Annotated in this window: 17 protein-coding genes; 11 read left to right on the forward strand and 6 right to left on the reverse strand. The window is 39.1% G+C overall.

Features of this window, described 5'->3' with window-relative positions; all coding sequences use genetic code 11:
- Positions 1 to 166: 166 nt before the first annotated feature.
- On the reverse strand, positions 167 to 658 hold the full coding sequence (gene purE / locus QZ620_RS01260) for a 5-(carboxyamino)imidazole ribonucleotide mutase (RefSeq protein ID WP_295178231.1): 492 nt from the start codon (positions 656 to 658) through the stop codon (positions 167 to 169).
- A 4-nt stretch (positions 659 to 662) separates the two neighbouring features.
- Positions 663 to 1,823: a 5-(carboxyamino)imidazole ribonucleotide synthase gene (locus QZ620_RS01265; protein ID WP_295178236.1), complete on the reverse strand. Its 1,161-nt coding sequence runs from the start codon at positions 1,821 to 1,823 to the stop codon at positions 663 to 665.
- A gap of 122 nt (positions 1,824 to 1,945) precedes the next feature.
- Between QZ620_RS01265 and QZ620_RS01270 the strand changes: the two genes are divergently transcribed.
- From QZ620_RS01270 to QZ620_RS01280, 3 genes are all read left to right on the forward strand, one after another.
- Positions 1,946 to 3,058, forward strand: coding sequence for an adenylate kinase (locus QZ620_RS01270; RefSeq protein ID WP_295178238.1), 1,113 nt, complete (start codon positions 1,946 to 1,948; stop codon positions 3,056 to 3,058).
- A gap of 3 nt (positions 3,059 to 3,061) precedes the next feature.
- On the forward strand, positions 3,062 to 4,057 hold the full coding sequence (obgE, locus tag QZ620_RS01275) for a GTPase ObgE (RefSeq protein WP_295178240.1): 996 nt from the start codon (positions 3,062 to 3,064) through the stop codon (positions 4,055 to 4,057).
- Positions 4,058 to 4,126: 69 nt separating this feature from the next.
- A complete protein-coding gene (locus QZ620_RS01280) occupies positions 4,127 to 4,651 on the forward strand; it encodes a DUF4136 domain-containing protein (protein WP_295178242.1) in 525 nt (174 codons plus the stop codon).
- 85 nt (positions 4,652 to 4,736) lie between these two features.
- On the opposite strand, the gene QZ620_RS01285 is transcribed toward QZ620_RS01280, so the two are convergent.
- The 3 genes from QZ620_RS01285 to QZ620_RS01295 are packed head-to-tail and all read right to left on the reverse strand — an operon-like array spanning position 4,737 to position 12,381.
- A complete protein-coding gene (locus tag QZ620_RS01285) occupies positions 4,737 to 6,431 on the reverse strand; it encodes an OmpA family protein (protein ID WP_295178245.1) in 1,695 nt (564 codons plus the stop codon).
- Positions 6,432 to 6,443: 12 nt separating this feature from the next.
- Positions 6,444 to 7,376, reverse strand: a complete 933-nt coding sequence (locus QZ620_RS01290; RefSeq protein WP_295178247.1) for a type IX secretion system membrane protein PorP/SprF — start codon at positions 7,374 to 7,376, stop codon at positions 6,444 to 6,446.
- Positions 7,377 to 7,398: 22 nt separating this feature from the next.
- Positions 7,399 to 12,381: a gliding motility-associated C-terminal domain-containing protein gene (locus QZ620_RS01295; RefSeq protein ID WP_295178249.1), complete on the reverse strand. Its 4,983-nt coding sequence runs from the start codon at positions 12,379 to 12,381 to the stop codon at positions 7,399 to 7,401.
- A gap of 252 nt (positions 12,382 to 12,633) precedes the next feature.
- Here QZ620_RS01295 and QZ620_RS01300 point away from each other — a divergent pair, with 252 nt between their 5' ends.
- Genes QZ620_RS01300 through QZ620_RS01335 form a run of 8 tightly spaced genes read left to right on the forward strand, consistent with a single transcriptional unit; the run spans position 12,634 to position 20,491 of the window.
- Positions 12,634 to 13,512 (forward strand): hypothetical protein, encoded by an 879-nt coding sequence (locus QZ620_RS01300; protein WP_295178251.1) that lies wholly within the window; start codon positions 12,634 to 12,636, stop codon positions 13,510 to 13,512.
- 44 nt (positions 13,513 to 13,556) lie between these two features.
- Positions 13,557 to 14,909, forward strand: a complete 1,353-nt coding sequence (locus QZ620_RS01305) for a Mur ligase family protein (RefSeq protein WP_295178253.1) — start codon at positions 13,557 to 13,559, stop codon at positions 14,907 to 14,909.
- Between the two features lie 35 nt (positions 14,910 to 14,944).
- Positions 14,945 to 15,640: a DNA repair protein RadC gene (gene radC, locus QZ620_RS01310; RefSeq protein WP_295178255.1), complete on the forward strand. Its 696-nt coding sequence runs from the start codon at positions 14,945 to 14,947 to the stop codon at positions 15,638 to 15,640.
- An 11-nt stretch (positions 15,641 to 15,651) separates the two neighbouring features.
- Positions 15,652 to 16,941: a polysaccharide deacetylase family protein gene (locus QZ620_RS01315; protein WP_295178257.1), complete on the forward strand. Its 1,290-nt coding sequence runs from the start codon at positions 15,652 to 15,654 to the stop codon at positions 16,939 to 16,941.
- The gene (locus tag QZ620_RS01320; protein WP_295178259.1) at positions 16,928 to 17,617 is read left to right on the forward strand and encodes a YjjG family noncanonical pyrimidine nucleotidase; all 690 of its coding nucleotides are present in this window, start codon (positions 16,928 to 16,930) and stop codon (positions 17,615 to 17,617) included. The genes QZ620_RS01315 and QZ620_RS01320 overlap by 14 nt, the downstream gene beginning before the upstream one ends.
- A gap of 42 nt (positions 17,618 to 17,659) precedes the next feature.
- A complete protein-coding gene (locus QZ620_RS01325; RefSeq protein ID WP_295178261.1) occupies positions 17,660 to 18,211 on the forward strand; it encodes a hypothetical protein in 552 nt (183 codons plus the stop codon).
- A gap of 1 nt (position 18,212) precedes the next feature.
- Positions 18,213 to 19,622, forward strand: a complete 1,410-nt coding sequence (locus QZ620_RS01330) for a DUF5723 family protein (RefSeq protein ID WP_295178263.1) — start codon at positions 18,213 to 18,215, stop codon at positions 19,620 to 19,622.
- A complete protein-coding gene (locus QZ620_RS01335; RefSeq protein WP_295178265.1) occupies positions 19,619 to 20,491 on the forward strand; it encodes a hypothetical protein in 873 nt (290 codons plus the stop codon). Before QZ620_RS01330 ends, QZ620_RS01335 begins: the two co-directional genes overlap by 4 nt.
- Here QZ620_RS01335 and QZ620_RS01340 read toward each other — a convergent pair.
- Positions 20,488 to 21,762 carry a replication-associated recombination protein A gene (locus QZ620_RS01340; RefSeq protein WP_295178267.1) on the reverse strand — a complete coding sequence of 425 codons (1,275 nt, stop codon included), beginning with the start codon at positions 21,760 to 21,762 and terminating at the stop codon, positions 20,488 to 20,490. The genes QZ620_RS01335 and QZ620_RS01340 overlap by 4 nt on opposite strands.
- Position 21,763 lies beyond the last annotated feature (1 nt).

Genomic DNA, 21,763 nt, shown 5'->3' on the forward strand with positions numbered 1-21,763 from the left:
ATTGCAAAAGATCTAATTAAAATTTCTATTTTAGCCTTTTAATCGATTAAAGATCAACTTATAACGATACAGTAGTATAACAAGTTCTGGTTAAAATTTAGAATGGTTAATAAATAATAACGGGTTAAAGGTTTACTGCTTAGGGATCACTTTGTGATCCCTTTTTTTATCTCTTTTTCTGAACGCTTTTCGCGCCTTCGATCACCTTTTGTTTAAGACCTTCTTTGTAAACAAGAATTTTGTCCATGATGCACTTATCTGCCGTGCCTATTATTTGCGCTGCCAGGATACCTGCATTCTTAGCGCCATCGAGTGCAACTGTCGCGACAGGAACGCCGCCAGGCATTTGCAGAATTGATAATACTGAATCCCATCCATCTATAGAGTTTCTTGATTTTACTGGAACTCCAATCACTGGCAATGGGGACATGGAAGCTACCATCCCTGGAAGGTGAGCTGCACCGCCGGCACCTGCGATAATAACTTTGATATTTCTTTCGTGCGCATTTTTACTAAAATCGAATAGTTTCTCTGGGGTACGATGAGCGGAAACGATATCTACTTCCACCGGTATATCAAATCCTTCCAGTATGTCGATTGCTTCCCGCATTACAGGCATATCACTGGTACTACCCATGATCACAGCTACTTTTCCCATTTTACTATTTTTTACTAATAACTTGAATACTATTCTTTACCTTTTCAGCGATCTTTCTAGCTTCGCCCAGATCTTTATTTACGATGGTTACATGACCCATTTTTCTAAAAGGCCTGGTGATCTTTTTACCATAGATATGCGGAGTAACTCCTTCCATACCCATGATCCTCTCGATATTTTTATATAGAACCTCTCCTTCGTGATTTTCATCACCTACCAGATTTACCATGATCCCTCCAAGTTTACTATCGGTTTTACCTAAAGGCAAGTCCAGAATTGCTCTAATTTGCTGTTCGAACTGGTTGGTGTAGGAAGCTTCAATGCTATAATGACCACTATTGTGAGGTCTTGGAGCTACTTCATTGATCAAAATTTTATCGTCTTCAGTCTGAAACATTTCAACCGCGAGTAACCCTACGTGTTCAAATGCTTCGGAAACATTTTCAGCTAGTTTCCTTGCCTTTTCAGCTACATTATTATCGATACGCGCTGGACAGATGACATATTCTACCTGGTTTGCCGTGGGATGAAATTCCATCTCCACAACAGGATAAGTGCGAACTTCACCTGAAGGATTCCGTGCCACGATAACCGCCAGTTCATTTTTGAAAGGCACCAGGTTTTCAGCAATACATTCTGCATCGGGAAGATTGGCGAGATCAGCTTCCGTTCTTATAACCGATACTCCTTTTCCATCATAACCACCGGTAGCACTTTTCCAGACGAAAGGTAAACTTACTTTCTGTTCGTTGACGTCTGATTTTAAAAGTTTCAGATTTGGAAATCTTTTGAAAGCTGCAGTCGGTAAATTGTGTTTTTCGTAAAATTCTTTTTGTACCGCCTTATTCTGAATCTTCTCGAGTGTTGCTGCGGAAGGATATGTTTTAACGCCTTCGCTTTCCAGCTGTCTTAAAGCTTCTATATTGATACTTTCAATTTCAAAAGTTAATACATCTGCTTTTCTACCAAATTGAAGCACAGTTTCATAATCCATTAGATCTCCATGCTCAAAATAGTCGCAGGAAATTCTTGAAGGAGCCTCTGGGCTTGGATCCAGCACAAGTGTCTGGATATCGTACTTTCGGGTCTCATAAAGCATCATTTTGCCAAGCTGGCCACCACCTAGAATTCCCAGTTTAAAGTCTGATGAGAAATAATTTACCATAAGTTAATTCGGCTTTTCGCAAAAATAAGTTATTCCTGATTCCTGCCATATTTATTCAGCAAGAATTCGGGAAGGCCGGCTTGTATAGATTCCTTATCTTTGCCACTTAAAATTGCTGAATTTTGATAAAGCTACACGATCTGGAATTCGAACCTTATATCTCTGAGGAGGAAATTACGAAAGCCATTGATAATATTGCTAAACGATTGAATGACGAATATACAGGCAGAAAACCTATATTTATCGGGATCCTGAACGGCTCTTTTATGTTTGCTTCCGAAGTGATCAAACGATTTGAGAGTGACTGCGAGATAAGTTTCGTGAAAATGGGTTCTTATGAAGGCACCAAAACAACCGGGGAAGTTAAAACTTTATTGGGTTTAGGACAGGAACTTGCAGGTAGGGAAGTTGTTCTTCTGGAAGATATTGTAGATACCGGTAATACGCTCGTTGAGGTGGATAGAATTTTAACTGAGGCTGGTGTAGCTAATTACCAGGTGGCAACACTGTTCTTTAAACCTTCAGCTTACAAAAAAGATGTTCCGGTACAAATTATCGGGATGGAGATACCTAATAAATTTATTGTTGGTTACGGTCTTGACTACAACGGTCTGGGCAGGAACCTAACTCAAGTATATAAACGCAAAGAAAGCAAAATGACAAATTTAGTGCTGTTTGGCCCTCCGGGTGCAGGCAAGGGAACTCAGGCAACCATTTTAAAGGAAAAGTACGATCTTATACATATTTCTACAGGAGATGTATTCCGGTATAATATCAAGAATCAGACAGAACTTGGGCTCAGCGCAAAATCGTTTATTGATAAGGGACAACTCGTTCCAGATGAGGTTACCATCAATATGCTGAATGCTGAAGTTGAAAAAAATGAAGGTGCTAATGGATTTATTTTTGACGGATTTCCAAGAACTGAAGCCCAGGCTGAAGCATTAAGTGAATCTCTGGAAGCGAAAGGTACTGAAGTAAATGCCATGATCGCTCTGGAAGTTGAGGATGAGATACTTGTTGAAAGATTGCTGGAAAGAGGTAAAACTTCAGGTAGACCAGATGACGCTGATGAGCGTGTTATTCGCAATCGTATCAAGGTTTATTATTCTGAAACTGCCATTTTAAAGAATTTCTACCAGAAGCAAAATAAGTATTACGGAGTTAATGGAGAAGGTAGCATTGAAGAAATTACTGCCAGACTGAGCTCTGTGATCGATGATTTAATGAAATAAGATATGACTGAAGGGAATTTTGTTGATTACGTGAAGATCCATGTATTCTCCGGAAAAGGAGGGAAAGGGTCTGCACACCTGCATAGGGAAAAATATATAACCAAAGGTGGTCCCGATGGGGGTGATGGTGGTCGAGGTGGACACGTGATCGTGAGAGGTAATGAAAACCTATGGACATTATTCCATCTCAAGTTTAAGCGTCATGTAAAGGCAGAACATGGTGGCAATGGTAGTAAACAAAGAAGTTCTGGAGCTCAGGGTGAAGATGAGTATATCGATGTGCCTTTAGGTACTGTAATCAGGGATACTGAAACCAACGAGATCATTAAGGAGATTACTGAAGATGGTCAGGAATTTATTGTTGCTGAAGGTGGTAAAGGTGGATTAGGGAACTGGCATTTTAAAAGTTCCACGAACCAGACTCCAAGATATGCCCAGCCAGGAATTGATGGACAGCAGGTAGACATTACTCTGGAGCTGAAAGTTCTTGCTGATGTTGGACTGGTTGGATTTCCCAACGCAGGAAAATCAACATTACTTTCCGTAATTACAGCCGCCAAGCCAAAGATCGCCAATTATGAATTTACCACCCTAAAGCCAAATTTAGGGATCGTTCAGTATCGCGATTTTCAAACTTTCGTGGTTGCAGATATTCCTGGGATCATTGAAGGAGCAGCCGAAGGTAGAGGACTGGGGCATCGATTCTTAAGACATATTGAGCGTAACTCAACACTGCTATTCCTCATTCCTTCAGATGCAAAGGATATTAAAGCCCAGTACGATATTCTTGTTGATGAACTGCGTCGATACAATCCTGAATTAATGGATAAGGACAGGCTAATCGCGATTTCAAAAAGTGATCTTTTAGACGAAGAACTTAAAGCGGAAATGAAGACACAATTAGATAAAGAACTGGACTTTCCTTACCTGTTTATATCTTCCGTAGCCCAGAAAGGCTTACAGGAATTGAAGGACAAACTATGGCAAATGCTTAATTAAGCGTGTTTAAATCCTGTTAAACAGGTGTTTGCTCCGGCCGGTTTTGGCTATTTTTAGAAAAAACCGGTTATGAAAATTCTAAAAATATCTACTTTATTATTATTATTTATGGCTGCCTGTAATACACCACGGGCAGTCTACGATTACGATCAAACGGTTCAGTTCGATCAATACAATTCTTATTCAATTTATTCCGATTTACAAACAGGACTCAATCAGTTAGATCAGGGAAGGCTGTTAAATGCTGTAAACTCTAAGATGCAGGAAAAGGGCTTCAGTAGATCTGAGACGGCCGGACTTCAGGTAAATGTATATACGCAGGAGTACGAAAGAGATAATCGTAGCAGAGTTGGTCTTGGCCTTGGTGGAGGTGGAGGCAATGTTGGAGTAGGAGTGAGCGGAGGTATTCCTATTGGAAAAATGGATACCTACATGAAGCTAACATTTGATTTTATAGACATAGAGAAAGATGCTTTGGTTTGGCAGGCGGTAGTAGAGAGTAGCTTTGATGCAAACGCTGATCCAGAAAAACGTCAAAAAACTTTTGATAAAATAGTTGAGAAAGCTTTAGAAGGCTATCCGCCACAGGAATAGTCAGCTTCAATTATACTAATAAAAAAGCCCCATGCAATTGCATGGGGCTTTCCATTTTGATTGGTTAGTTAGTACAAGGTTGAAACTAGTTCTCGTTGTCTTCAATCATATCGTCATCCATGGAATCTTCAGAATCATCTTCTGTCATCGACTGACTTTCAGATTTTCTGTTTGATACTACAAATGCACTTCTTCTGTTCTTAGCATATTCTGCATTAGTACATCCGGTTGGTTGAGTACAGTCATTTACTGGACGTGTTTCACCATAACCTTCAGAAGTTAGTCTGCTTCTGTCAATTCCCTTCTTAACAAGGTAGTCTACTGTAGAAGCTGCTCTTCTTTTAGATAATGCCATGTTGTAGCTGTCTGAACCTCTAGCATCTGCATGAGACTCAACTTTCACTTTGATATTTGGATAATCATTCATGTAAGTTACTACTGAATCCAGAACAACTTCAGACTCTTTCTTGATCGTTGCTTTGTCAAAGTCGAAATAGATTTTGCTGCCATCGATCGGGATAAGATCCTGACCACTTGTTGGGTCAACTTCAGTAGGAGCTTCGACGATCTCATTCTCTTCACGGGTGAATTGATATAGATTATCTGTTCCTCTTCTATTTGAGGCAAAATATCCAGTTTCATCACTCTCTTTCACAACATATGCGAAATCATCGTTACCACTGTTAATGGAAGATCCAAGGTTTTCTACTTCACTGAAGTCTCCTTCAGTTCTGTAGATATCAAGGTTACCAAATCCCTGGTGTCCATCTGAAGTAAAGTATAAAACATCATCTTCACTGATAAATGGGAATTGTTCTCTATGAGCAGTGTTGACTCCAGCTCCAAGATTTTGAGGCGTTCCGAAGGTTCCATCTTCATTGATGTCTACCATGTAGATATCAAAAGATCCACTTCCTCCAGGCATGTCGCTGGCAAAGTATAACTTCGATCCATCTGCGCTTAAACTTGGATGTTCTACGGAGTAGTCTTCACTGCTGAAAGGAAGTTTTTCCACGTTCGTCCACTCGCCATCGACCATCTCGGCACGGTAAATACTAATGTGAGCTACACGAACATCATTCTCATTTTTCACACGATCTTCATTCGTTCTGTCAAAATAGATAGTGTTTCCATCCTTGCTGAATGTTGCTGAACTCTCATGCTCATCTGTATTGATAACATCTGAAAAAAGAACTATGTCTTTCATCTCACCATCATCATCCATTTGTGCACTGTAAAGATCCAATGCTGGCATTTTATTCCATGGATAGATAGGACGTTCCTGGTTTCTTGTCGATGCAAAAGCTACACGATCACCATAGAATCCAATTCCGAAATCTGATGATGAAGCGTTGTTCATGATCTGATCGTACTTGAATTTATGAGGAACTACAGTGTCAAGAGTATTCTTGAATTCTTCATGATTCCAGTCATTTCCAGATAACTCATTCATTAGCTCATCGGCTTTTACATAATTGCCCTGAGCCATCAATGCGTGAGCATAACGGAATTGATACTCCGGTGCAACAGCACCGGAATGTCTTAAAAATAACATCTCATATACTTCAGCTGCATTCTGCATCTGATTAGTATAGAAGTAAGAGTCTCCAAGATTCTGAAGAATCTCCTGAGATTTCTCATTTACGTTTTCATAAGCATCAGCTGCATCGATATAAGCTGCATTGGCGAAAAACTTGTTTCCGTCTCTAATGTCAGACTTTTGACTGAAAGCTGTAATGCTCACGAATAAAATTAAAAGTGTACTATATATATTTTTCATCTTAGTCTGGTTTTAGAAGAATCTTGGTGATTTGTCATATCCTTTCTTAAGTCCGAATAGGTCCAGATCAAACAATAGCATGATCTCATGAGAACCATCGTCGCTCAGATCATAAGTTGGGTAATCATATGCGTACCCAATTCTTAATCCCGGAGTAACCTGAAAGTTTACCAAGCCTGTAACAGACTTATCGAATCTATAACCAACACCTGCTTCAAATCTGTCATAAAGCAATGCGTTCGCATTTACATCAACAGATAGTGGAGATCCTTCAACGCCTCTAACCATAGTAGAAGGCTTTAGTTTAAAGTTTTCAGTAATGTCAAACACATAACCACCGGTAAGGTAGTAATGGATCTCTTCTGAACCTTTATCTCTTAGTAACTGGCTGTCATCAAGATGATCTGCCGTTAATAAGTTAGGTGCAGAAACACCTAAGTAGTGCTTGTCACCAAACCAGAAAGCTCCAACCCCAAACACAGGAAATACTTCGCTGATGTTTTGGAATGCTGCATCACCTGGATCATTTACACTTAAGCCTGCAAGGTTTGCGTCAAATGTTGTTAGACCTGCCTTTGCACCGAAAGATAACTTTGTGTTATCACCGGTTGGGATCACGTATGCGAAATCTGCAGTGATGTTATTTGTTTTCTCAACATCACCAATCTCGTCATGAACTACAGTTAGTCCAAGTTCAACACGTTCGCTTACCGGAGTGTGGGCAAAGAAGTTGAGGGTGCGTGGTGCACCATCAACATCTGTCCATTGCATTCTGTAAATCGCACCCAGGTTTAACATGCCTGGATCGTCTGTCGCATATGCAGGATTCACTACACTCATATTGTACATGTACTGAGTGAATAGTGGATCTTGCTGAGCCATACCCTTTATAGAGAAAAGGATAATGCCTGCGAATAATAAATATTTTGTGATTATTTTTTTCATCTCTTGTTCTTGTTTATCCTAATTATCTACTTAAGTATACTTTTCCTCTTCTTGGCTCAGTGCTACCATCTTTGAAGTCCAGGTAATAGAAGTAAACTCCTACTGGTAACAAACCGTCACCGAATGAACCTTGATTGCTGGTACCATCCCAGTTTGGAGTATTTGCATTCCCCTTGTAAACTGAGTCACCCCATCTGTTGTAGATCTCAATAGTATAGTTAGGATAGAAATCTTCGATATATCTAATCTCGAAATCATCGTTTAATTGATCACCGTTTGGTGAAATACCTTCTGGTATGAAGAAATCACATTCCAGGCTAACGTTCACAGCAAGTCTTTCTGAGCTATCACAATCTGATGCCGGGTCGTATAATGAAGCGAAATATGTTACTCCATCCTGAAGTGCTGTTCCAGTGCTTAATGGATCAGTACTATCTGCACTTGCATACCAGGTTACATTTGAAGTCTGGTCTATTGCATCATTCAGGTCTGCGATCGTTGGATCGTCGAACTGGCAGAAAGTTTGATTTGCATCTTCGATCGTTGGAGTTCCAGGATCTGTAATGCTTACTTCGAACGTTGTAGCTGCAGATTCACAACCTGCATCTCCTCGTTGAGTCACATAGTAAGTTCCTTCAGTTAAAGGAGCATCTTCAGCAACCATCATCGTAAGATCAGCATCAGTATAGAAAGTTAGATCTTCACTGCCTGCTGTTAGATCTGCACCTGTTGGATCAAGTACCGCACAGAAAGTTGCATCACCAACTACAGGAGCGTCTCCTACTTGCTGAACAGTAATTGTAAACTCAGCACTAGCATCTCCACAATCATTGATTGCAGCTACAGTATAAGTTACAGTGTAAGTTCCTGCATCAAAAGCTGAAGGATCCATCATTCCATCTGTAACAACAGTACCATCTTCAAGAGTGAACTCACCATTTGTATCAGCATCAACTGATAAGAAATCAAACAGATTCTGTACACCATCGTTTTGACAAACTGCAATGTCCATATCCATTCCTGCAAAAGCAGCGTCCTGTACAGTAATTGTAAAGGTTGCCGTGTCTACGCAGTTCTCATTCTCTAAAGTATAAGTAACAGAATAATCTCCAGCGTCAAAATTTGCAGGGTTCATCAATCCATCAGTAATAATATTCCCATCAAGGGTAAATGAACCAGTCATATCTGTATCACCAGACAGAAGAGTGAAAAGATCCACTACGTCATCATTCTGACATACAGCAACAGCCATATTATCTCCGGCATCTGGAGAGTCATTCACGGTTACACTAATCATTGCAGAATCATTCCCGCAATCATTTTCAGCATCAACTGTATAAGTGATCATATAAGTTCCAGCCATAAAGTCTGCCGGATCCATTAGACCATCTGTGATAACACTTCCATCTAATGTGAATGTCCCGTCACTATCTGTAAACTCACCATCCAGAACATCAAATAGGTTCTGTACACCTGCGTTTGTGCAAACAGTTAAGTCAAAATCTTCACCTGCAAGTGCAGAGTCAAGAACTGTGATCGTAAATGAAATTGAATCTGTTCCAGATACGCAATCTGAAGAATCTTCACTTAGAGTATATGTAATTGTATAATCTCCGGCGGCCATCATTGATGGATCAAATGTTCCATCTTCATATCCTTCAAAGACTCCAAATTCTGGATTATCTTCTAGGAAACTTGTTAGATCCTGAATACCTGCATTCTGGCATATAGGAGCTGGATTAGAAACCTCTTCTAATTCTGCTTCAATATTTTCCCTAACAGTAATGGTTAATTGAACCGAATCTTTACAATCAGTGGTTCCTATAGTATAGGTAGTAGTGAAATCACCTGTTGTCATTCCTCCAGTGTACATTGCTGCTAATTCAGTAATGCTTGGTGAAAATGATCCCGATGGAGCGTCGTCTGGTAATAAATTATTGAATTCCGTAGTCAGGTTTGCTTCAGTAAAGAAAGCAGCATCAACGTTATTCTCGCAAACGATTGCAGTTGCATCTTCTCCTAATTCAAAGCTCGCTACTACAATCACAGTGATTATAGAACTGTCAGTTCCAGTAACACATGGGTCTGTAGATGCATCTACAGTATAGGTTGCTGAATAAGTACCAGCGCCTGTTGCATTAGCATCGAATGTAGATCCATCGGTAATAGTTAAATCATCACTAGAGAAAGTCCCTGATCCAATAGAATCAGTAAGATCTACTAGTCCATCAGATGTACAAAAGGTTAATGTTTGATCATCACCTGCATCTGCGTCTTCATTAGGATTGATAGTTACTGTATAATCTGCAGAACTTGTACATGTACCACTGCTTACAGTATATGTTGTCGTAAAAGTCGCAGGAAAGCTAGTGGTAGCGGCATACTGAGCTAACAGTTCACCAAGGTTGTTATCTGTGAAAGTACCACCTCTGGCAATAGTTGGATCAAATTCGTTCAGTAATTCTTCACCCTGTCCACTTGGATTGGCAGCAATTTGCGCAGCTAATGCCGTGAACTCAGCCTGACAGAAAACAAAATCTCCTCCAGGTCCAGCATTCGGAGCCTGATCTACTGAGATAGTGAAATCTACAAAATCTGAACCTGTAACGCATGCATCGTCTTCACCAACTGTATAAGTAATAGTGAACTCTCCAGCACCTGCTAAAGATGGATCAAATGTGCCATTCGTAATAGCAGTATCGTCACTTGAAAAAGTTCCGCCAGTGATGCTATCTGTACCTAATAAGGTAGAAAGATTGATCGCATCGTCATTGGAGCAAACTCCATCTACATTTGCTATCGTTCCTGCTTCTGCATCTACAGCCTCGTTGATTGTAATTGTCGCGCTTGAAGATACAGCATCACAGTCTGCAGTTGCAGCTATGGTATAAGTTGTACTGAAATCTTCAGCTCCAGCTATTCCATCGTTGTAATTAGAAATAAGTTCAGTAGCTGAAGGGCTAAAGTTTCCGCTTTCATCATCTGTTCCTAATAAACCTAATAAGTAAGCTTCGAGAGAATCTTCATTAGCGAAAGCAGTCATAACTTCATCATCAGTTTCACAGAAGCTTGCAGTAGCGTTACCTCCTGCATCTGGAGCTTCCTGAACTGTAATAGTAAAGCTTTCAGTATCTGTAGTACTCACACATGCCGTTTCAGGTGATACGGTATAAACTATTGTGAATTCTCCAGCACCATTGGATGGATCAAAATTACCATCTGTTGAATCAGTTCCGTTTACGCTAAATACGCCATTAGGATTTCCACCACTAATTAGAGTCTGTAAATTGAATGCCGAATCTGTGGTGCAGAAACTTGAATCTGTCCCGTCACCGGCATCTGCTACAACAGCAGCATTTACCGTAAGGGTGGCGGTAGAACTTACTGGTTCACAAGCTCCGGTATCAACCGTATACGTTACTGTAAAATCTTCAGAAGGTGCAGATACACCATCATTATAAACATTTCTAATGCTGGTTAGATTTGGTGAGAAACTACCTCTGTCATCTTCAGTACCTAGAATATCAAGATAGTAAGCTCTCAAGTTAGCATTGGAATCAAAAATATTTCTATCCTCCACCTCATTTTCACATAAGGTTTCAGAATTGTCTGTTCCTGCATCTGGATCAGCCAAAACGTTTAAAGTAAGAGTAGAAGAATCTGAACAATCTGAATCATCTGTGGTTCCGGCAGTAACCGTATAAGTTACAGAATAAGAAGCCGGAAAATTATTGGTAGCTACATCGTTCAAATATTGAGTAGCAATTGTTCCAAGTTCTGGGGAGAAAGTTCCCCCAGCATCTGCGCCAGCAATAAGATCTGCAAATGTATCTTCAGCTGAAGAAGGATTTGCAGCGATTTGTCCTATAAGTGCTGCAAGATCGCTTTGGCAATAAGATAATTCGGTATTATCACCAGCTTCTGGGTTTTCTACTACAGTAATTGCCAAATCAACATCATCTGTACAATCCTCGGTAAATTCTACACTGTAGGTAGTTGAGTAAGTTCCTGGACCACTGTATGCAGCTACAAGTTCACTTAGACTACTATCTGAAAAAGTTCCATTCGTTGGTACATCATTATCTGTGTCTGAATCGAAGTTGTTCTCCAATAATCCTAAAAACAGAGTTCTTAAGTTCTCTGTAGAGCTAAAAGCTTCATCTGCATTGGCTTTACAAGTTGATTCATCCAGGTTGTCTGGTCCTGCATCAGAAGGTATAATAGTCACAGTCACTGCTCTCCTGTTTGTGCTTTCACATGGAGGTTGAGTAGAGTTAGTTCTATTCACAATCTGGCTTACATAATACGTTTCTCCATCGATCAACCGCGTAGCATTGGCCAAAGGTGGTTGAGAAGTTCTTGTGCTATACCATCTAAAGGCTTGAGTATCGGGACTTGTAGCGCTAGCTTCAAGATCACTTACCCTTGGGTCGTCACTTTCGCAAAATACCTGATTTGCAGCGGCATTCGGAGCAAAAGCATTCACAGGATTGAATTCAATCGCGATACGGCTGGAAAATCTGCAATCAGCGTCACTTGGATCATCCTGTCCAATGAAATAATTTTCGCCAGCAATAAGTGCAGTAGCATCAGACAATTCATCGTTTGCATTACCAAATTCATTGGCATAGACATTAAGATCGAATGAAGGGTCTGCTGGAGTTATTAATTCCTTTAAATCCCCAACTGTGGTGACTGAACCTGTAGAATAAACACATGGTTCGAAGAAATTCCCAAAGGAAGAAACTGGAGCTCCAAGATCATCAACTGTTACGTTGATTTGCGGTCTATTAGTACATGAGCCATCCTCATTTCCTGCATAATAAATTCTTGATTCAAGTATTTCCGAATTTGGAATAGGATTTGTAGAAGTAGAAGTACGGTAGAATCTCAATGTTTTACCAGCTGCAGGTGTAGCTTCTAAATCACCAACAGTATCTAAATAGCAGAACTCCTGGTTGGGATTGTTTACAACAGGGCATTGTTGTCCATACGCGGACGACATGCCTGCCAGAATTAGGGTTAAGATAAAAAGGTAAAACATTTTACCCTTGAACCTCATGGTAAAATTTTGCATAGGCTAGGTGTTAAATTCAAAATTAGTATTAGGTTTAAACTTAAATTAAGTTTGCACAAATATTAAAATTATTTTTAATATGGGTAGTTAAATTAGGAAACATCTTAATTATAACAATTGTATAGTTTTAATACTGAACTTCAATAGTTTGGGCGATCTAAATTTAAGAAAATTTAATTTATGTTAACAAAATTTAAAATCTTTCTATTCATCTGCGGACTTTTTACCGCTATCGGGAATTCACAAAATGACATTTCCAAGGCAGAAAAGTTACTAAACTCTGGAGATGATAAAGCGGCTGAAACATTGCTTCTTCAAAATGATTCTGAACTTAAAGCGATTGAGTTACTAGGTGATATTTATAGCTTCAGAAAAAGTTGGGATATGGCGATCTCTAAGTATGAGCAACTTGTAAAAGCGAAGCCAAACGATAGTAATTATAATTTCAAATTAGGCGGAGCAATGGGGATGAAAGCCTATTATGGGTCAAAGTTTCAGGCAGCCATGCTTATTGGTGATGTTAAAAAACATTTATTAAAAGCTGCTGAGCTGGATCCAAACCACTCTGAGTCAAGGCGTGCGCTGGTAGAACTCTATATGCAGATTCCAGGATTTGTAGGAGGAAGCCAAACAATGGCAGAGAGCTACGCATCAGAACTTCATAGAATAAATGAATTGGATGGTCTTTTAGCAGACGCTTACATCTATAAATTCTTGGACTACCAAAAGCTTGCGGAGACAAAATACGAAGCGGCGATTAAGCTTTCTAGAAGAAAGCCTGAGTTAATTACTCGCAATTATCTCAATTATGAACTTGCCGAAGTTTCGGCAATTTATTCGATTGAGTTGGACTATGGCCAAGGTCTTATTAAACGTTATATCGAAAACTATGGTTATAAAGACATAAAAGATCCATCATGGGCTTACTATAGATGGGCTCAGATCGAGAGATTAAATCAAAATCAGGAAGTAGCTTTGAGCTATATCAGAAAATCATTGGAGATTGCACCGGACTTCGATAAAGCGCTTATCGAAAAGCAGAAAATTCAGAGAATGTAATATTTAGCCCTCATATTACTTTTATATTTGTACAAATCTTTTCCATGAATATACATTTTATAGCCATCGGTGGTAGTGCAATGCATAGTCTTGCAATCGCACTTCAGCGAAAAGGGTACCATATTACTGGCAGTGATGACGCTATCTTTGAACCTTCCAGATCTCGTCTTAACAAAGAAAATATACTTCCGCAGAAAATGGGATGGGATGCTTCGAAAATAACTTCAAATCTCGATGCTGTTATCTTAGGAATGCACGCACGGGAAGATAATCCAGAGTTAGCGAAGGCGAAGGAGCTGGGTATTAGGATATACAGTTATCCCGAATTTATATTCGAACAATCAAAGAATAAGACCCGGGTAGTTATAGGTGGCTCACATGGTAAAACTAGTATCACCTCAATGATCCTGCATGTGATGAATTATCATGATAGGGATATTGACTATATGGTGGGTGCAACTCTAGAAGGTCTGGACAATCCTGTTCATTTGACCCAGGAGAATGATTTTATTGTTATTGAAGGAGATGAATACCTAAGTTCTGCAATCGATAGACGTCCAAAATTTCATCTTTATCAACCAAATATCGCCTTGCTGAGTGGGATAGCATGGGATCATATAAATGTATTCCCAACGTATGAAAATTATGTAGAGCAATTTAAAATCTTCATCAATTCTATCGTTAACGGCGGAATACTGGTTTATAACGAGGAGGATCAAACGGTAAAGAAACTTGCAGAGACTACGGAAAACCCAATTAGAAAACATCCATATCATACTCCAGATTATCATACAGAAGATAATACTACGATACTGGATGCCCCGGAAGGTGAATTGCCGCTGGAGATATTTGGTAAGCATAATATGAATAATCTTGCAGGATCAAAATGGATCTGCCAGCATATGGGTATTGATGAGGATGATTTTTATGAAGCGATCGCCACTTTTAAAGGTGCTTCGAAAAGACTGGAAAAAGTTGCTGAAACTTCCAATGGAGTTATCTTTAAAGATTTCGCACATAGTCCATCCAAGGTTGCTGCTACTACTGCCGCAGTTAAAGAACAGTATCCAAAAAGGAAATTGATTGCCTGCCTGGAGTTACATACTTATTCAAGCTTAAATGCAGATTTTTTGAAGGAATATAGAAATACTTTAGAAAAGGCTGATGAAGCACTTGTTTTCTATTCTCCTGATGCGGTCGCGATAAAAAAACTAGATGATGTTTCTGAAGATCAGATTGAACAAGCTTTTCAAAAGCAAGGATTGAAAGTATATACAAGCCCTGAAAATTTTGAGGCTGATCTGAAAAATTTAGGTTTTGATAACGCTGTATTGCTAATGATGAGCAGCGGTAATTATGGTGGCTTGGATTTGGAATCATTAAAAGAACTTATCTAATGCTACTATTAGCTCATATTGATATATTTTAGAGTATGAGCGAAAATTCATTAAAAAGTATTAAAACATGGGCTGAAGATGATCGTCCAAGGGAGAAACTTTTATCAAAGGGACGTCTGGCCTTAAGCGATTCAGAATTACTGGCAATTCTCATTGGTTCTGGTAGTAAGAACGAGTCGGCTGTTGAGCTGTCGAAAAGAATTCTTGCGCAGTCTGAAAACAATCTCAACCAATTGGGAAAATTAAGCATTGGGCAACTCTGTCAATTTAAAGGAATTGGAAGCGCAAAGGCAGTAGTGATCACCGCCGCGCTGGAATTAGGAAGAAGAAGACGGCTGGAGGAAACTCTGGAATTAAGTAAAATATCTTCTAGTTCTTCAGTTTTTGAGATAATGCAGCCAATAATAGGGGAATTACCTCATGAAGAATTCTGGATCTTGTATCTTAATAACAGTAATAAGATTCTGGAGAAATTTCAGATAAGCAAAGGAGGAATTACCGGGACTCTGGTAGATGTTCGGATAAGCTTGAAAAAGGCTTTAGAAATAGGTGCGGTTTCCCTTATCTTGACTCATAACCATCCAAGTGGAAATTTACGTCCTAGTGAAGCAGATAAGCAATTGACCCAAAAGCTTAAAACTGCTGCGGAAAGCCTTGATATTAAAATTCTTGATCATATCATTGTTACTGAAAAGTCATATTTTAGCTTTGCCGACGACGGAATTCTATAAGACTTCATTAAATGCTTCTAATTTATACCCAGAAAGTTACACCGCGAATTGTTTACATATTCAAGCATTTATGTACACAAATTCTGGGGATTCCCATAAACTTTACCTCCAAGATCGAAGAGTTTATCGCTCATGATGGACCAAAGTTAAGCTACGGAAAACAAGCATTGGGGAACGAATTTTTTATTCAGAATGTAGACCTGCTTCTGGAGCAGGGTTTTTCAGAAATAGAAATTAAGGTGCAGCCATGGGATGACACGATTGGATTTTTTGCCCTGGCGGAATCCAGCGATCTACCCTTTGATATATTTGCCGCTTCTTTCTATCTGCTTAGCAGATATGAAGAATACCTGCCACACGTTAAAGACGCATTTGGAAGATTCCCGGCATCTGAAAGCATTGGATTTCAGGAAAACTTCCTACATAAACCAATTGTAGATATCTGGGCTTATAAGTTTCAGGAAATCCTGATGGAGCGATTCCCTCAGTTAGAACACAAAAAAAGAGCTTACCATAACAGTACTATTATTACTTCAGAAAACACATTCATTTTTAAGAACAAGGGTTTTCTAAGAAGTTTTGTTGGTTTGCTGTCAGACCTTGTGCAGTTTAACATAGGGAAGGTAATAGATAGATTGCAGGTATGGATCCGAATAAAATCAGATCCCAATGATACTTTTGAAGATCTTATTAGCATCATTAGAGAAGATAAGATCGAAACTTTGTTCATGTTTCAATTAAGCGATTTTTCGAGACATGATCGAAATATAAGCCACAATAGGATTCCCCACAGAGCAGTGATCAAATCGGTAGCAGATTATTCGAAAGTTGGATTACTGTTGGGTTATTATGCAATGGAAGATATCAGAATTCTGCGAAAAGAGAAATTGAGATTAGAGGATATAGTGCATAGTTCTGTCGAACATGCGATGAATCATCAGTACAATCTCAGGCTCCCTGATCAATACAATAACCTGATTGAGCTAGAGATCAATAACGATTACTCCATGGGTTACCCGGATAAACTTGGCTTTAGAGCGGGTACGAGCACTTCTTACCTTTTTTATGACATTAATATGGAAGTGACCACGCCTCTAAAGGTTCACCCGTATGCGTTCAATTCGAATGTAGTAGCTAAAATGACCCGCAATAAATTAAATGAAGATCTTCGCAGGATCATACTGGAAACAAAGGAAGTTCAAGGGACTTTAAGATCTGTGTTTTCTAATCACGATTTTTCGCAGTATTCAGATTCCAATTCTTATTATTCAGTATTAAACCAAATTCATGAAATTGACTAATATCCGGGACGTTTATTTTGATCTCGATCATACGCTGTGGGATTTTGATAAAAATTCATCACTCGCATTTCAGGAAATTTTTGAAGATCAGAAGCTGGAGATAGAACTTCAGGAATTTCTAAAGATCTATATGCCTATAAACCATCAGTACTGGAAATCTTATCGAAACAATCTGCTTAGCAAAGAGGATCTTAGGTACGGTAGATTGAGAGATAGTTTTGAAGCTTTAAAGTTTGAGGTGAGCGATACTTTAATCTCAAAAATGTCTGAGGATTACATTAATTACCTTCCTAATAATAATTATTTACTGGATGGCGCAGTGGATATTCTCAGATATCTGTCGGCCTCGTATAATTTACACATTATCACCAATGGTTTTGAGGAGGTTCAGCATTTAAAAATGGAGAAATCTGGCATTCTGGAATACTTCAGGACAGTGACAACTTCAGAAGAAGCAGGAGTAAAGAAGCCGCATTCGCTGATCTTTGAAAAAGCTATTGGTAAGGGAACCGGTAAACCTGAAACTTCGGTAATGATTGGTGATAATTTCGAAGCAGATATTTGTGGGGGTCATCAATATGGCATGAAGGTTATCTATCTGGATCCCAGTGAAGATAATTTCAATACTGAATATCCACGGATCCAAAAGTTAAAACAACTAAGGGATTATCTATAATAACAAAGATTAGGTATTTTCGTAGACTAAGAAAGCTTTCCCGTGTCTAGACAAATCCACATTTCCAAAACAATTGCAGGCCTGTTCTTACTGGCGCTCTTCACCTCCTGTTTTAAAGATGTAGACCTTAGCCAGACAGAGGATATTCAAATAACGCCAGATATTGATGTCGATATCATTTATTATGATCTCAACAAAGATGACTTTCTGGATTCTGACACCGGAGAGTTTACGGCTATCATTAGAGATACAGTTAGGCTTGAATATCTTGATGACAGTTATATGCAGGATGGTCTAACCTATGCTGAATTCAGGTTTCGACATGAAAATAGTTTTCCTTATGCTATAAGAAGTGAGCTGAATTTTTTGAATGACCGAAACAGGAAGGAATTTGATGTGAACTATATCATCCCGGCTGGTAGTGATACAATGATCTCTGTAATTGATACGCTTCATATCGTACAGGAATCAAATATAAATCAGGTTAAGAAATCTATAGAACTAGCAGTAGAATTAGAGCTTTTAGAGCCTTCTAAAAGTCTCGAAGGAAATTTGAAATTTTCATCTAGAGGATTATTTAGACTAACTTTTTAATATGAGAATTGCAATAGTACTGCTTATATTCTTCTATTGCAGCTCTGTCTCCGGGCAAAATAAACCATTGCTTTATAATGTAGATGATCTGCCACAGGCATTACTTCAGAATCCAGGTGCCAGGATCGATTTTACAAGACATTTTGGAATTCCCTTGTTTTCGCAAATTCATTTTTCTGTAGGTTCGACAGGTGTTACTGCCAAAGACATTTTTGAAGATGACGGGCGTAATATCAATGCAAGAATTCAAAGCGCTATCAGGAATCTTACTTCAACAGATTTTTTTTCTATCAATGAGCAGATAGAGATCGTTTCTTTTGGGTGGAAGATGGGTAATAGAGGTTATTTTTCTGCAGGGGCATATCAGGAAGCCGATATCTTTGCGTACTTCCCCAGTGATCCTGCAAAACTTGCTTTTGAAGGAAATGCAGACTACATAGGCCAACCCTTTAGATTCGATGATGTTAGCTTTACAGGAGAGGTGCTTACAGTTTATCACGCCGGCTTTAACTACAAAATGGATTCTAAACTCACCGTTGGCGGTCGAGTCAAGCTATATTCTGGAATTTTTAACGTAGAGAGTACTAATAATAAAGGAGCCTTTGTGACTACAGAAACACCAGGTGGGGTAAATTTTTACCAACATGCAGTAAATGGCCTTGATATAGTAGTGAACACTTCCGGTTATGCAAGTCTACGTGATGAAGAGGATATGACAGTTGACCAGGCAGCTGCTGAACTTCTTAGCAGGTCCTTCTTTGGTCAGAATGTTGGAGTGGGAGTAGACCTTGGTTTTCACTACAGGGTCACAGAACAGTTTTCTGTGAATGCAGCCATACAGGATTTTGGAGTAATGTTTCACCAAAAGGATATCGAAAATTCACGCTATTTTGGATCTTATGAGACAAGTGGTTTGCAACCATTATTTCCGGAGTTAAATCCTGGTCAGGAGACAATTCCATATTGGGATGTATTAGAAGAGGAACTGGATGTTAATCTACAGGATGACAAGACCTTCGGAGCTTATAATACCTGGCGTCCATTGAAATATAATGCTTCGATTCAATTTGGGACAGGCAAGTCGATCTTACCCTGTGACTATTTAATTAGCAAGAAGCCACGCTATATGAACTTATTCGGAATGATAGTTTCCGGAGTAAATCGTCCTAAGGGTCCTACCTATGGTGTCACCACTTACTGGGACAGGAAAATAAACGATTATTTTAGATTTAGAGTGGCTTATGGTTTGGATCAATTTTCGCGGACAAAGTTTGGGGTAATGGCTTCCAGTAGATTTAAAAACTTTAATGCTTATATCGCAGCAAACGATATCATTGGTTATACCAACCTTGCCAATGCGCATAGTGCATCCTTGCAATTAGGCATACAATACGTATTTAAAGACTTATGAAAAAATTAATAATATTAGCAGCAATGATTTTTTATGGGAACATTTTTTCCCAGGATCTAAAGGATTTTAAATATATAATTGTCCCTGAAAGCTATGAAATTCTTGGGAAAACGAACCAGTATCAATTAAACGCCCTTACAAAATTCCTATTTGAAAAGAATGGTTTTAAAACTATTATGAAAACTGAAGCCTGGCCAGAAGATCTCCAACATAATCCTTGTCTGGGCGTAAGTCCGGTTTTAGTGGAAGATTCTGGATTGTTTGTAACCAAGATGCGGATAGTACTCCAGGACTGTAAAGGAATGACCGTCTATAAAACTCGTGAGGGAAAGAGTAAAAAGAAGGAATTTCAAGCTGCCTACCAGGAATCTTTTCGAGATGCTTTTCAGGACCTGGCAGATTTGAAATATGAGTATAACTATAGCTCAGGCAATGCAGAAACGGTTGAAAAGTCAAATGAGATTTCTTCTGTCATAGAGGATAAGAATATAACTTCTGAAGCAAAAATTGAGGTAGTTTCAGAATCTGAAAGTGATGTCGCTCATGAAGTAGTAGCTACCAAAAAAAATGATCTGCCAGCAGGGAGTGAAGTTGAGGGAAATTTAGATTCTCTGGAAAATAGTCAATGGATCTACGGTGATGCTGTTTTTGAATTGAGAGCTTTCAATTCCAATTATGCCTTATACCAGCTGAATGCACCCGAACCTATAGCGTTATTATTGAAGACCAATAAACCCAACGAATTTGTATATAGATCACTCCTGAATAGTGGAACGGTATCTTATCGCAAAAATTCAGGATTAGAAATTAGCTACTTCAACAGTAAAACTAATAAGCAGGAGTCAGTATTCTTAAAAACTAAAGATTAATAACCATATTTTTTTTGCCAGCGCTTCCGCAGAAATTCACGTTGCGCATTTTCCCGCTGATTATTTCCGGGTTCATATAGGGTAGTGCCAGCGATATCATCTGGTAGAAATTCTGCTGCAACAAAATTACCTGTGTGATTATGGGCATATTTATAATCTTTTCCGTAACCTATATCTTTCATTAATTTCGTGGGCGCATTCCTGATTGCCAAGGGAACCGACAGATCACCAGTTTTTTTAACCAAACTTTGAGCTTTATTAATAGCCATGTAGGCTGCATTGCTCTTAGGTGAAGTTGCCAGGTAGGTCACGCACTGGCTTAGTATAATTCTGGCTTCCGGATATCCAATTGTATTCACCGCCTGGAATGAATTATTAGCTATCACCAGGGCGGTTGGATTGGCATTCCCAATGTCTTCGCTCGCCAGGATCAATAACCTTCGTGCAATAAACTTCACGTCTTCACCTCCTTCTATCATTCTTGCCAGCCAGTAAACCGCAGCATTTGGATCACTCCCTCTAATAGATTTGATAAATGCAGAAATAATATCGTAATGCTGTTCTCCTGTTTTATCATAGAGAACGGTATTTTGCTGAACCTTCTGCAGCACAAGTTCATTAGTGATCTTTACATTTACTTCTTCTGAAGTGACTAATAATTCAAAGATATTCAGAAGTTTCCTGGCGTCTCCACCGCTTAATCTTAATAAAGCTTCAGTCTCTTCTAGCTGTACATTTTTAGCCGAAATTACCTTGTCCTGTTCCATTGCTCTCTTCAGAAGATCTACCAGGTCTTCTTTTGAGAACGGTTTTAGAATATAAACCTGACATCTGGACAAAAGGGCAGATATAACCTCAAAACTTGGATTTTCAGTCGTGGCGCCAATAAGGGTAACCCATCCTTTCTCTACAGCTCCAAGTAGAGAATCCTGTTGAGATTTACTGAATCGATGGATCTCATCAATGAATAGAATCGGACTTTTGGTGGTAAATAAACCATCACTTTTCTTAGCCTTTTCAATGATCTCACGTACATCTTTTACGCCACTACTAATTGCGCTTAGGGTAAAGAAAGGTCGGCCAGATTCCGAAGCTATAATATTCGCCAGTGTGGTTTTGCCTACACCAGGAGGTCCCCATAAGATCATAGATGGAATGATTCCTTGTTTAATTTGTTGTCGCATAGCACCATTCTTACCAATTAAGTGATGCTGACTCAGGTAATCATCAAGAGTTTTAGGACGCAATCTTTCTGCTAGTGGTTGACTCATA

The sequence above is a fragment of the uncultured Christiangramia sp. genome (assembly GCF_913046405.1).
Taxonomy (GTDB): Bacteria; Bacteroidota; Bacteroidia; order Flavobacteriales; family Flavobacteriaceae; genus Christiangramia; species Christiangramia marina.

Excerpts from the sequence above, each read along its gene's own strand:
- QZ620_RS01315 (WP_295178257.1), top strand. The coding sequence starts at position 15,652 with ATGCTTCTAATTTATACCCAGAAAGTTACACCGCGAATTGTTTACATA.
- QZ620_RS01330 (WP_295178263.1), top strand. The coding sequence starts at position 18,213 with ATGAGAATTGCAATAGTACTGCTTATATTCTTCTATTGCAGCTCTGTC.
- QZ620_RS01290 (WP_295178247.1), bottom strand. The coding sequence starts at position 7,376 with ATGAAAAAAATAATCACAAAATATTTATTATTCGCAGGCATTATCCTT.
- QZ620_RS01265 (WP_295178236.1), bottom strand. The coding sequence starts at position 1,823 with ATGGTAAATTATTTCTCATCAGACTTTAAACTGGGAATTCTAGGTGGT.
- QZ620_RS01305 (WP_295178253.1), top strand. The coding sequence starts at position 13,557 with ATGAATATACATTTTATAGCCATCGGTGGTAGTGCAATGCATAGTCTT.
- QZ620_RS01320 (WP_295178259.1), top strand. The coding sequence starts at position 16,928 with ATGAAATTGACTAATATCCGGGACGTTTATTTTGATCTCGATCATACG.
- purE (WP_295178231.1), bottom strand. The coding sequence starts at position 658 with ATGGGAAAAGTAGCTGTGATCATGGGTAGTACCAGTGATATGCCTGTA.
- obgE (WP_295178240.1), top strand. The coding sequence starts at position 3,062 with ATGACTGAAGGGAATTTTGTTGATTACGTGAAGATCCATGTATTCTCC.
- radC (WP_295178255.1), top strand. The coding sequence starts at position 14,945 with ATGAGCGAAAATTCATTAAAAAGTATTAAAACATGGGCTGAAGATGAT.
- QZ620_RS01300 (WP_295178251.1), top strand. The coding sequence starts at position 12,634 with ATGTTAACAAAATTTAAAATCTTTCTATTCATCTGCGGACTTTTTACC.
- QZ620_RS01295 (WP_295178249.1), bottom strand. The coding sequence starts at position 12,381 with ATGTCGTCCGCGTATGGACAACAATGCCCTGTTGTAAACAATCCCAAC.
- QZ620_RS01285 (WP_295178245.1), bottom strand. The coding sequence starts at position 6,431 with ATGAAAAATATATATAGTACACTTTTAATTTTATTCGTGAGCATTACA.
- QZ620_RS01340 (WP_295178267.1), bottom strand. The coding sequence starts at position 21,762 with ATGAGTCAACCACTAGCAGAAAGATTGCGTCCTAAAACTCTTGATGAT.
- QZ620_RS01335 (WP_295178265.1), top strand. The coding sequence starts at position 19,619 with ATGAAAAAATTAATAATATTAGCAGCAATGATTTTTTATGGGAACATT.
- QZ620_RS01280 (WP_295178242.1), top strand. The coding sequence starts at position 4,127 with ATGAAAATTCTAAAAATATCTACTTTATTATTATTATTTATGGCTGCC.